The following is a 12,495-nucleotide window of genomic DNA, read 5'->3' as shown; positions in this document are numbered from 1 at the left end:
ACGTGGTTGGATTTGAGAACAGCTATCTTCAATGATCATTTTACTTTATAGAGTCATACCCAAACATCCATGTATATTTGTGGATGTTTTTTAATTTTACAGATAGAAAAAGAGAAGACCAAATGGTCTTCTCAACGGGGGAACTGAGTCATTAGAAAGAATCAATCAAAGAGGGTTATTAGTCTTTGAAATTCTTTTGGAAGATGAGGAGAGACAAGATAGAAGTAATGGCTGCCAAGAAGAGGAAGGCACTTGCTTCTTGTTCCCCAGTTGCAGGGAGTAGTCTTTCCTTGTCTTCTTTGACTGTAGCTGTAACAGGAGCTTTTTCATCTTTTGCTGATGAGTTATCTGTTACGGCTGGCGCAGGTTTTTCAGTCTCTCTTGGTAGAACATACTCAGGAAGAGTCACAACTGGTGGCGCTTCTGTTCCAACTGAGCTTTGTTTGCTACCTACCTCAATCACTCGATCTTGAGCTGGAGTTGCTTCTGTTTGGAGAACCTTGCGATTGTCACCGTCCACTTCAACATACTCGACTAAGAGACCGTCTTTTCCTTCTGATAGAACTTGCTCTTTTCCTTTGTCTAATTGTGGGTTTTCGCGACGAATCGTCTTGAACGGTACGATCTTATTGACGATTTCCAAGCTTGGAAGTGTAAAGACAAGGTCTTTAACCCCTTCTTCAGGACTTGAAGAAGTAATTGGTTTTTCTGGTTGAGCTGGAGTTTCCGGTTGAGTCGGTTTCTCAGGTTGAGCAGGTTTTTCCGGTTGAGTCGGTTTTTCCGGTTGAGCAGGTTTTTCCGGTTGCGCCGGTTTCTCAGGTTGAGTCGGCTTTTCAGGCTGAGCAGGTTTTTCCGGTTGCGCTGGTTTTTCAGGTTGAGCAGGTTTTTCCGGTTGAACTGGATTCTCAGGTTGAGTTGGTTTTTCCGGTTGCGCCGGTTTTTCCGGTTGAACTGGCTTTTCAGGCTGAGCCGGAGTTTCAGGCTGAGCCGGTTGTTCAGGTTGAGCAGGTTTCTCAGGTTGAGCCGGTTTTTCAGGCTGAGCCGGTTTTTCTGGTTGAACTGGATTCTCAGGTTGAGTTGGTTGTTCCGGTTGCGCTGGCTTTTCAGGCTGAGCCGGTTTTTCCGGTTGAACTGGATTCTCAGGTTGAGTCGGCTTTTCAGGCTGAGCTGGAGTTTCCGGTTGAGTCGGTTTCTCAGGCTGAGCCGGAGTTTCCGGTTGAGTTGGTTTTTCAGGCTGAGCTGGTTTCTCAGGTTGAGCAGGTTTCTCAGGCTGAGCCGCTTCGAGTTTGTTGATTTGTTCGAGAGCAGTTTCTAGCGCTTGATTGACTGCTTCCTGAGTTTTAGCTTCTTGGATGGCAGCAATGGCTTGGTCAGCAATTTCTAATAATTTCTTCTTAGCTTCCTTGTTGGATCCAAGCTCAGCGACTTTTTTCTCGATAGCTTTTGTCAAGCTGTCCATAGCCTTATCATACTCAATTTCCGGTTGTTTTGGTTCAGCTGGTTGCTCAGGTTTAGAAGGTTCTTCAGGCTGTTCAGGTTGATCTGGAGTCGGTTCCTCTTGGCCTCTTTGATAGTTCTCGTCCTTGGACAGGATATCTTGTAAGGCGCTGACAGTCAACATGACTTCTTGAACATCCACAGCTTCGGTACTGAGTTGGTTTCTCAATTTTTCTAGATTTGCTTGGAAAGCTTGACGTGCAGTAGCCGTATTTTTCAAACCTGCTGGATCAAAGTTTGACAGATCGTCTTTCCATTTAGAGATAGACTGGATGATATCTGCCTTACTGTAGAGTTCACTGCCTTCGCCACGAGTGATGAATTGGTCTACCTGGATACCAATATTTCGAGACAAATCGTTTCGATCAGGATCGAGTTGAAGAGTGACTGCGTGCAAGTTTTCGTCCAGACCTTTTAGGCTAACCAGAGTTTGATTGCCTTGGCGTTGGGCAGCGTGACCACTAAAGTATTTCTTACCGTCAATAGTTGAAGCATTTCCCATGCCATCTTGGTAAGGAACTTCTTTGCCATCTAGGAAGACTTTGTAGATACCATGATTTGGATCAACATAGCCCTTGATATCAAGTCCAGTACCGTAGAAGTAGGCTGTGACAGTTGTCTTTTTCTTTTGTTCATCAGTTAAGCGACCAAAGGAAGCCCAAGACTCTGTCTTTTGGTATTTATCTGCGGAATTGGTTTCATGGTTCCAGCCAGGACTGTAATCCAACTGACTAGCTTGGTCATCATAGCTTGTTTGATCCTTGATCAGCAATTCGGCTTTCATTACTTGGATGGTTGCATCGGTAGCAAAACCGAGCAAGGCACCATCAGAAACAGAAGTGAGCTTGGCTTTGAAGTCAAAGACAGAGTCGGCCTGTTCTGTAAAGTCAATCGTTGGGATGGTCACAGTCTTTTCTGTTTCTCCATCTTCAAAAGTCACATCTTGAGTTGTATCTTGGTAAACTTTACCGTGAACCCCAGTTCCAGGTTCTGTGATGAAGCGCACAGTAGCAGCCCCCTTGCTTCCACCAACACGTTTAATCTTAACAGTGACGGGTTTTCCTTTTTCGACTTCATAGTTGGTAGACTCAAGTTCAAACATCCCTTTACTATCATTGTTTAGGGTGTAGATTCCTTCTGTAGCAATTGGTTCGCCTGTTTTATTAACAAGGGTAATAGTGTGTTGGCCTGGAGCTAAATCGCCTGTCTCAAAGACTTTTTGGCTGCGTTTACGGCTAGTGTTCTTAGTTTGCACATCCGCAACTTTTTGGCCATCAACGTAGACGGACATTTCTCCATGACCTGGGTCGACTGTAGAGACGACATAGGCCTTGGTTCCTGTGAAGGTATAGCTGACTTTGGCATCTTTTTGATTGGTCCACATAGAAGTGCCACGCACACCTTCAGATTCATTGTACCAAGTTGTTCCGGCTGTATCCGCTGTTGTATTTGAGTGGTATTCAAGTCCAAGAGGGTAGCCATCTGTCTTTTCAATGCTGCTTGGTGTCTTGTAGACTGAGAAGTTGGTTAAGATTGGGGTTGCTTGAGCACCGGTGATGGTTACACGGATTTTTTGTGCTTCTACAGGCTTGCCTTGAATCAAGCGACGGTAACCAACGGTCGAACCTTCACCATATGTCACCCAGCGTCCGTTGATTTCGACTTCAATCTTGAAACCTGAGATACGTTGACCTTTGGCGATATCTTCCTTGAGTTCAACGACGTCAAATCGTCTCTTTTGCCCCAAATCGACTGTAAAGCTACCGGTTGTGGCATCATTTGAGAGCGCCCAGCTGGTGTCATCTGTACCGTCTGTGAGGTGACTTTCCTTGTAAAGGTGGTTTTGACGAGTAGAACTTGCTGTTACAGTCGCACCTTTGGCAAAGTCAGTTGCGTACATTTGGTCTAGGGTTGCTTTGAATTCCTTCAAGCGAGCCACATCCGCATCTGCAAATTTTCCTTCTTTATTTGGTGGAATATTGAGAAGGAGTGGGGTTCCACGACCAACAGACTTGAAGTAGATGTCCATCAATTCTTTGAGTGATTTCGGCTGTTGGTTGTCATGATAGAACCAGCCCGAGCGGATCGAAACATCAGCTTCCCCTACAGAGTACATATCACCATCAGGGTCACCATGGTTGAGGTATTCGTTTTTCACATCGTCTGTGATGTTGGCCCGTTTAACTTTATGCCAGACAGGGTCGCCTGCGATTCCCCGTTCATTTCCGATCCAGCGAACGCTTGTCGGCTGAGCAGAGAAGATGGCGATATCTCCTTCGGCTTCTTTGATGTATTTGAACCATTCATCAAAGGTATAGGTTACTTTTTGGGCACCGCTACCACGTGCACCGTCCATCCAAACTTCGATAAATTTCCCTTTGTTACCGTATTTCGGATTACCAAGGATTTCTTTCAGCTGGTTGAGATAGTATTGGTTGTATTCTTTTTCGGTTGCGACATGGTATTTAGGATGGTTGGCATCCCATGGGGATAGGTAAACACCCATGTTCATGTCGTACTTGCTAGCAGACTTGGAAACTTCTTCGAGAAGGTCACCCTTACCATCTTTCCATGGGCTAGCAGCTACGGTATGGTTGGTGTACTTAGATGGATAAGCAACGAATCCGTCGTGGTGTTTAACAACCATAATGGTTCGTTTGAAGCCCGTTTCCTTCAGAGTGCGAATCCACTGGTCAGTATCCAAGTTGGTTGGATTGAAGTATCGAGGGTCTTCTTTCCCATTTCCCCATTCAGAATTGGTATAAGTGTTCATTCCGTAGTGGATGAAGGCTGCCAATTCTTCCTTGTGGTAATCGAGTTGAGCCTTGCTTGGAAGAGGTCCATGATTGCCAATCTCAGTTTCTTTATCTTCTGGATGAGCAACTGGAGGAGTCGGAGTTGTTGGATTGGCTGTATCAGCGATTGGTTCGTATTCAAAGACGATTTCATTCACCCCTTTTTGCTGGATCCTTGCTTCCAAGCTAGCCTTGACTGGACGGTAGCCAGCAATGTCTTTTGCATGGAAGGTGTTGACAAAGGAAACCTCATACTCTTGACCGTCATTGTTATCAACTGTCGCTTCCGCTAGTTCAGTAGTGGTTCCTTTTTGACGGTAGTAAACTTTGAAAGAGCCTTTGTTGACTTTATAGACAACCTTGATGACACGTGTACCGGCAGGCGCTTTGCTGACAACATTGTGATCTTCAGCCCATGTATCTTTTAGCTGTTTATTGACCGCTACGCCATCAATGGACACAATTTCATATTTGTCTTTATTCTTCTGATAGAAGTCCGTCTTCTCAATTTCTTTTTTGAAATTATAGTCAAATGGAGAATCAACAGCTGTCTGTTCGATAAAAGTATCATTATCTTTGACAGGATTTCCTTCTTCGTCTTCGTGTTGGATAACCACACGTCCGTATTCAACTCCCTTGGTCAAGGTAGCAATCCCATCTTGGTTGAAGGAATATTCGTTGCTTCCGATAACAGCTGTTTCGTTCCGAAGCATACGCCCCTCATCGGTAAAGTAGTAACGATTTCCGTTATCTCCTTGGTACCACCCTTTCACACCATATTTGGCAATCATGTCCTTAACCCATTTCAGTTGTTCAGGTGAAAGGACGAGTCCGCCACCAAAGCGATCCTTTTCAGGAACACCATTGTCAACGGTTCCGTGTTGGTGAACACCGAGAACTTTTCCTTGGCTATCGACAATCCCGCCACCAGACAAACCAGATACAGAAGTGGTTTGGTAGGTGATACCGGTTGTTCCCTTATCATCATAGGACTCAACAGATCGGATAGTCCCGTCAGCCTTGTAAAGTTGGCCAGCTAGGATAGGCTGTTTCAGCTCTTTTGAGCTTGAGTCAGTTGGGTAGCCAATCGTACTGATGGCTTCTCCCGGCTGATGTTTTTTGTGCTCCGCTAAAGGCGCAAAGGTTGCTGCTTTGTTTGGACTAGCAATCGGAAGAGGAATAGGAGCTTCTACAAGAGCAAGGTCGTTCTTATAGCCTTTTCCAAACTCCTTCTTGTTCCAGAAATGGATGTCCTTTTCTCTGAATAAAACCGTAGTTCCAGAAGATGGAAGTGAATTTTTCTTTTCGCTGTTTGAACCAACGTTATAGTAGAACTGGGCAGATTTTCCACCACGAATGTGACCTTCGCCAGTTTCTTTATTGGCCTCTAGGAAGTTATGAGCAACGGTAAGAATCAAATTAGGTGCAACAAAGATACCAGATCCTGAAACGAGGTAACGTTGCTCCCCTGCATTGTAAGTGCTGTAAACCATAGTGGCAGCAGTAGCAGGTTGCCCCTCGTAGTTGATGTGTTTGAGGTCTTGTCCACCATTAATGATGGCACGGTTTCCGTTCTCAGCTTCTTTTGGTGCTTCTTCTTTATCCTTTAGAATGCTCTTGGTTTCTACTTTTGGACTAGCTTTCTTGTCAACGATAGTTGTCGTGTCGAGTTCTTTGACAGGTGTGTCTGGATAGGCACGGTCCTGAATTTCTTCAGGGAGCAAATCAGCACTGCTGGTATCGGCAGCAGGTGTTTCTTGTTTTTCGGTCTCTACTCGGCCTTCTTTTTTGACTGGTTCAGCCTTGGTCTCTTCTATATCTGCGACTTGTTTCATTTGCTGATCTAAATTGGATGTTGTGGCAGGAGACGTTTCGTCTGCACGCACGGTTCCAGAAGCAAAAAATGCCAGTCCCACGATAACAGACGCCACACCTACAGTCAACTTCCGAATGCTAAATGTTTGCCCTTTTTCAAAAAGGTATCGATTCATAATATACTCCTAGTTTTTAGAAAGGCAGTCAGCTACTGCCCAAGCCCAAGTCTGACTTGGTTACAACTTGATTTAATGAAAAAACTCTCTGATAATTTGTAAGCCACCTTACCTCCTGTTTATAAAGCGCTTTCATTTTAAGGTAAAAAAATTTAAAAGGTCATTTCTCCCTTAAAATGACTGAAAACTTTTAATATAACAAATATACTAAATTAATGAAAGAATTGCAATAGCAAAAAGCAAAAAAATAAATATAAATTAAAGAAAATCAGTTACTTTTTAAAGAAAAAACGCATCCTTTCAGGGCTCAAACTAAATGAAAGGATACGTTTTGAAAAGAAATTAGAGTATTTTTTTGAGAGACTCTTGGATGGTTTGGGGGTCTGTTTTGGAAGAGAAGCGCTCAAGGACTTGCCCATCTCGACCAATGAGAAACTTAGCAAAATTCCATTCGATTCGTTTTCCTAGCGGGCCAGACTTCTGGTCTTTTAGCCAAACATAAAGAGGATCTGCCTCCTTGCCGTTGACCTTGATCTTGGCAAAGCGAGGAAAAGTAGTCTGATAGTGTAGGCTGCAGAAACTATTGATTTCCTCTGCGCTGCCGGGTGCTTGTCCCATAAACTGATTGCAAGGGAAATCTAGGATTTCAAAGCCCTGATCTTGATAGCGTTCATAGAGTTCTTGAAGTCCCTGGTACTGGGGCGTTAACCCACATCCGGTAGCAGTGTTGACAATCAAGAGCATCTTACCACGATAGCTTTCAAGTGATGTTTCTTGATCATCTTGGTTCAAGACTGAGAAATCGTATAATGAGGTCATTGATTTATTTTCTCCTTAGGATTGCGATTGTTAGGAGTTTTTTCCTCCTGTAGTGATAGAAATGCATTAACCATAGTTCCAAAGATAGCAGCAATACTCAAACCAAATACCAGTAAAGGGATAAGGATATCTGTTTGAAAAAGTTTTTCTAAAAAAATAGAAAGAGGAATTTGTTGGACATAGAGTTTATGGAAACATAGCAAAGTAAATAAACCAATTAGAATACCGAAAAATACACCCCAACTACGAAGGTTGATTTGGCTTTTGCTGTAGCTTTTGTGATGGATTTCGGACGGGTCATCCTTGTCTAAATGTAAGTTGCGAACTGCTAGTCTCGCCCTAGATGAGAGGACGAAGATAAGTCCAAAATAGAGGTAGGGCATGGCATCTCGAACCAACTCTATGAAGCGTCCAAATAGGAGATAGAACAAGAAGAGTAGGAGGGAGGAGTAAATGATTTGGATCAAGAAACGGGCACAAGCCTTGTAAATCATCTCTTGACGGCATTCATCAAAAGGCCCTTGTATGTGAAAGAATAGTTTGAGTAAGCGAGTGGTGAAATCTTCTTTTTTCATGGGAGTAACCTCCTAAATGAGCGATTTTTGATTGATTTCTTTAAAGAGTTGATAGAGAGTATAGAAGTAAACCAAACTAAAAATGATACAGATTATTAGAAATACCAGGTATCTCCAATCCATAGGATTTGTTAAAAGTTGTGGAAAGGATACGAGGATAAAACAGAGAAATGCGTTTAGAAGACGTATTTTTTTTGATTGGATTTTCTGGAATCTCTGTCCCTTGTTCAATACAGGAAGGAATAAAAGAAAGATAATCAAGAAAGGATGCTCAATATGTCCAGAAAGTAGGAAAAAGGTAACAAAGATACTGATAAAAACATGACTGATCAGTAGTCTAGCTAGTGATTGCATAAGACACCTCCTAGTCGTCTTCATGGTCTTTCTTGGCCTTTTGAATGCGAAGAGAGACGATAATTTGCATCATCAGTCCAAAAAAGAACGCTCCCAGTATAGTTTTTAAAAGATGTTTTGAATTCAGAAGAGAACTGATGAAATTTGTATTTTCACTTGTTAGAGTATCGATGAATGGCATTATAAAAAATATCGCTATGCCATAGATCAGACCGGCTCTTAGACCAGGAAAATGTAGCTGTTTGCTTTCTTTTTGACTCAGCATTTCGGGATCAATGGCTGTGATGCCTGTTTTCTTGGTTTGGGAGACCACATAGAGGGCAGCTACCATCGAAATACCAAACACCACGAGAGGATAGCCGATAGCGACAATTTGCGGGTATTTATAGGCAAGAACGAGCGGGATAAGATTGCCAAATGTCATCAGATAAAAGAGAACGATAAAGACCTGATTCCCGATACGATCGGCCTCGCGCCGTTTGTGTTCGTCAAGGGGGCCAGAAATGCCGTATGTGCGTTTGATGAGTTTTTCAGTGAGAGTTTCTTTTTTCATTTGTTTGCTCCTTTTTTAAAAATCGTCTTCCCAAAAGAGGCTATTGAGGTCAGTTTGGAGGCTGCGGGCGAGGTTGAGACAGAGTTCTAGGGTTGGATTGTACTTGTCATTTTCAATCATGTTGATGGTCTGTCTCGAGACACCGATATCTTTGGCGAGCTCGAGCTGAGAAATGCCCAGTTCCTTGCGGAATTCTTTCACACGATTCATAGGGTCTCCTTTCTGATATGTCGTATATATTTGACTATATTATATTCTTTTGGGGATGGGATGTCAAGTATATATGACATATTTTTGAGAATTTTTTTCGAAGAAACTTAGCCTTGTCTGACAAGTGCAAGCTGGTCAGATTTGTGGTAAAATAGATAAGATATGACAAAAGAATTTCATCATGTAACGGTCTTGCTTCATGAAACGATTGATATGCTTGACGTAAAACCTGACGGTATCTACGTTGATGCGACTTTGGGCGGAGCAGGCCATAGCGAATATTTATTAAGTAAATTGAGCGAAAAAGGACATCTCTATGCCTTTGACCAGGATCAGAATGCTATTGACAATGCGCAAAAACGGTTGGCACCCTATATCGAAAAGGGGATGGTAACCTTTATCAAGGATAACTTCCGTCATTTGCAGGCACGTTTGCAGGAGGCTGGTGTCCAGGAAATTGATGGAATTTGTTATGACTTGGGAGTGTCCAGTCCTCAGCTAGATCAGCGTGAACGTGGCTTTTCTTATAAAAAGGATGCGCCACTGGATATGCGGATGAATCAGGAAGCTAGTCTGACGGCCTATGAGGTGGTCAATCATTATGACTATCATGACTTGGTTCGGATCTTTTTCAAGTATGGTGAGGATAAGTTTTCTAAACAGATAGCTCGTAAGATTGAGCAAGCGCGTGAGGTGAAACCCATTGAGACAACGACGGAGTTGGCAGAGATTATCAAGTCAGCCAAGCCTGCCAAGGAGCTCAAGAAAAAGGGGCACCCTGCCAAGCAGATTTTTCAGGCTATCCGAATCGAAGTCAATGATGAGCTGGGCGCTGCAGATGAATCTATCCAGCAGGCCATGGACATGCTGGCTTTGGATGGTAGAATCTCGGTCATTACCTTCCATTCTCTGGAAGATCGCTTGACCAAGCAATTATTCAAAGAAGCTTCAACAGTGGAAGTTCCCAAAGGCTTGCCCTTCATTCCAGATGACCTTAAGCCTAAGATGGAATTGGTATCCCGCAAGCCAATCTTGCCAAGTGCCGAAGAGCTAGAAGCCAACAATCGTTCGCATTCAGCCAAGTTGCGCGTGGCCAGAAAAATTCATAAGTAAGAGGAAAAACATGGCAGAAAGAATCGAAAAAACAAGCCAGTTATTGCAAACGAAGTTCAAAGGTTTTTCACGTGTGGAAAAGGCCTTCTATGTTTCGATTGCTGCAACAATGATTATCCTGGCAATTAGCGTTGTGTTTATGCAGACCAAGCTACTACAAGTTCAGAATGAATTGACCAAGGTCAATGCTCAAATCGAAGAAAAGAAAATCGAGCTAGACGATGCCAAGCAAGAGGTCAATGAATTGATTCGTTCAGAACGTTTGAAAGAGATTGCAAACTCCAAGGATTTGCAGCTGAATAACGAAAATATCCGAGCAACGGAGTAAGAAATGAAACAGTGGAAAGAAAAAATCATCCGTTATGCCGTTCGTAACCGTAAATCTCCAGAAGAAAACCGCCGAAGAGTAGGGAAAAGCCTGAGTTTATTGGCTGTCATACTCTTCGCTGTCTTTTTGGTCAACTTTGCGGTCATTATCGGAACGGGTAGTAAATTTGGGAAGGATTTGGTTCAAGAGGCCAAAAAGGTTCACCAAACAACCAAGACGATTCCTGCAAAACGAGGGACTATATACGATCGTAATGGAACGCCTATTGCAGAGGATGCTACTTCTTATAATATATATGCGGTTATTGACAAGAACTACAAGTCAGCAACAGGCAAAATTCTCTATGTAGAAGATTCTCAATTTAATAAGGTAGCTGAAATTTTCCATAAGTATCTGGATATGGAGGAGTCTTATGTCAAAGAACAGCTTTCTCAGCCAGATCTAAAACAGGTATCTTTTGGAGCTAAGGGAAATGGGATCACCTATGCCAATATGATGGCTATTAAAAATGACCTCAAAACTGCTGGCGTTGAGGGAGTTGACTTTACAACTAGCCCTAACCGTAGTTATCCCAATGGACAGTTTGCTTCTTCCTTTATCGGTTTAGCGCAACTCCATGAAAATGAGGATGGCACCAAACGTTTGATTGGGACATCTGGACTGGAGAGTTCCTTAAATAGCATTCTGGCGGGTACAGATGGGATCATTACCTATGAGAAGGATCGTCTGGGAAATATTGTTCCGGGTACGGAGCAGGCTTCCCAACACATGGTAGATGGAAAGGATGTGTACACAACCCTTTCTAGTCCCTTACAATCCTTTATGGAAACCCAGATGGATGCCTTCCAGGAAAAAGTAAAAGGCAAGTATATGACGGCTACCTTGATTAGCGCTAAAACAGGGGAAATCCTGGCTACGACCCAACGGCCGACCTTCAATGCCGATACCAAGGATGGCATCACAAAAGACTTTGTCTGGCGTGATATCCTCTATCAAAGTAACTATGAGCCAGGATCGACCATGAAGGTGATGATGTTGGCTTCGGCTATTGACAACAATACCTTCCCTGGTGGCGAATACTTTAACAGTAGTGAATTGAAAATAGCTGATGCGACCATTCGAGACTGGGACGTCAATGCAGGTTTGACGAGTGGTGGCACCATGACCTTCTCCCAAGGTTTTGCCCTCTCAAGTAATGTCGGAATGACCTTGCTTGAACAAAAAATGGGAGATGCTACTTGGTTGGATTATCTCAATCGCTTTAAGTTTGGGGTGCCGACGCGTTTTGGTCTGACTGATGAGTATTCAGGTCAATTGCCTGCAGATAATATTGTCGATATTGCCATGAGTGCATTTGGTCAGGGGATTTCTGTAACGCAGACCCAGATGCTACGTGCTTTTACAGCTATTGCCAACGATGGGGTTATGTTGGAGCCGAAATTTATCAGTGCCCTCTATGATCCAAATGACCAGTCTGTTCGTAAGTCTCAAAAGGAAATTGTCGGAAATCCTGTGTCAAAAGTAGCAGCGTCCTCTACTCGGGAGCACATGGTCATGGTCGGAACAGATCCTGTCTACGGTACCATGTACAACCACAGCACAGGAAAGCCAAATGTCAATGTTCCGGGACAGAATGTTGCCCTGAAATCAGGGACTGCTCAGATTGCCGATGAGAAGAATGGGGGCTATCTGACAGGTGAAACCAACTATATCTTCTCAGTTGTGTCGATGCATCCTGCAGAAAATCCTGACTTTATCCTCTATGTAACGGTGCAACAGCCAGAGCATTATTCGGGTGTTCAGCTTGGGGAGTTTGCCAACCCAATCCTTGAGCGAGCTTCTGCCATGAAAGAATCCCTCAATCTTCAGTCAACTGCCAAGAGCTTGGATCAGGTCAGCAAGACGACAAGCTATGCTATGCCAGCTACCAAGGACTTTACTCCGGGTGACCTAGCAGAGGAATTGCGTCGTAACCTGGTCCAACCAATTGTTATCGGAACAGGAACCAAGATTAAGGATCTCTCGGTTTCTGAAGGAGATAATTTGGAAGCCAATCAGCAGATCTTGATTTTGTCTGATAAGGTCGAAGAAATGCCTGATATGTATGGCTGGACAGATGAAAATGTGCAAACATTGGCCAAATGGCTCAATATAGAAGTCGAGTGGGAAGGTAGCGGTAAGACAGTCAAGAAACAAAGTGTCCGTGCCAATACGGCCCTCAAAGACCTTAAAAAAATGAAAATAACTTTAGGAGATTAAG

General features: G+C 43.4%; 9 protein-coding genes. 3 read left to right on the top strand and 6 right to left on the bottom strand.

Going from position 1 to position 12,495, the window contains the following annotated elements:
- Positions 1–178: 178 nt before the first annotated feature.
- The 6 genes from P8P68_RS05475 to P8P68_RS05450 form a co-directional block, all read right to left on the bottom strand.
- Positions 179–6,283, bottom strand: a complete 6,105-nt coding sequence (locus P8P68_RS05475; protein ID WP_278275737.1) for an alpha-L-fucosidase — start codon at positions 6,281–6,283, stop codon at positions 179–181.
- Positions 6,284–6,625: 342 nt separating this feature from the next.
- Complete coding sequence (locus tag P8P68_RS05470) at positions 6,626–7,102, bottom strand: glutathione peroxidase (protein ID WP_000203035.1); 477 nt, start codon at positions 7,100–7,102, stop codon at positions 6,626–6,628.
- Positions 7,099–7,677: a DUF3278 domain-containing protein gene (locus P8P68_RS05465; protein WP_278275736.1), complete on the bottom strand. Its 579-nt coding sequence runs from the start codon at positions 7,675–7,677 to the stop codon at positions 7,099–7,101. The genes P8P68_RS05470 and P8P68_RS05465 overlap by 4 nt, the downstream gene beginning before the upstream one ends.
- A gap of 12 nt (positions 7,678–7,689) precedes the next feature.
- On the bottom strand, positions 7,690–8,031 hold the full coding sequence (locus tag P8P68_RS05460) for a hypothetical protein (protein WP_278275735.1): 342 nt from the start codon (positions 8,029–8,031) through the stop codon (positions 7,690–7,692).
- Positions 8,032–8,041: 10 nt separating this feature from the next.
- A complete protein-coding gene (locus P8P68_RS05455; RefSeq protein ID WP_278275734.1) occupies positions 8,042–8,584 on the bottom strand; it encodes a DUF3278 domain-containing protein in 543 nt (180 codons plus the stop codon).
- Positions 8,585–8,599: 15 nt separating this feature from the next.
- A complete protein-coding gene (locus P8P68_RS05450; protein WP_001082470.1) occupies positions 8,600–8,794 on the bottom strand; it encodes a helix-turn-helix transcriptional regulator in 195 nt (64 codons plus the stop codon).
- A gap of 162 nt (positions 8,795–8,956) precedes the next feature.
- On the opposite strand from P8P68_RS05450, the gene rsmH reads away from it, so the two are divergent.
- From rsmH to pbp2X, 3 genes are read left to right on the top strand one after another with little or no spacing between them, the layout of a single operon-like run.
- Positions 8,957–9,907: a 16S rRNA (cytosine(1402)-N(4))-methyltransferase RsmH gene (gene rsmH, locus P8P68_RS05445; protein ID WP_000159388.1), complete on the top strand. Its 951-nt coding sequence runs from the start codon at positions 8,957–8,959 to the stop codon at positions 9,905–9,907.
- Positions 9,908–9,917: 10 nt separating this feature from the next.
- Positions 9,918–10,235 (top strand): cell division protein FtsL, encoded by a 318-nt coding sequence (ftsL, locus tag P8P68_RS05440; RefSeq protein WP_278275733.1) that lies wholly within the window; start codon positions 9,918–9,920, stop codon positions 10,233–10,235.
- 3 nt (positions 10,236–10,238) lie between these two features.
- Positions 10,239–12,494: a penicillin-binding protein PBP2X gene (pbp2X, locus tag P8P68_RS05435; RefSeq protein WP_278275732.1), complete on the top strand. Its 2,256-nt coding sequence runs from the start codon at positions 10,239–10,241 to the stop codon at positions 12,492–12,494.
- Position 12,495: the final 1 nt, after the last annotated feature.

Source organism: Streptococcus sp. D7B5, from assembly GCF_029691405.1.
Lineage (GTDB): Bacteria > Bacillota > Bacilli > Lactobacillales > Streptococcaceae > Streptococcus.
This window is presented reverse-complemented; position numbering and strand designations above follow the sequence as displayed.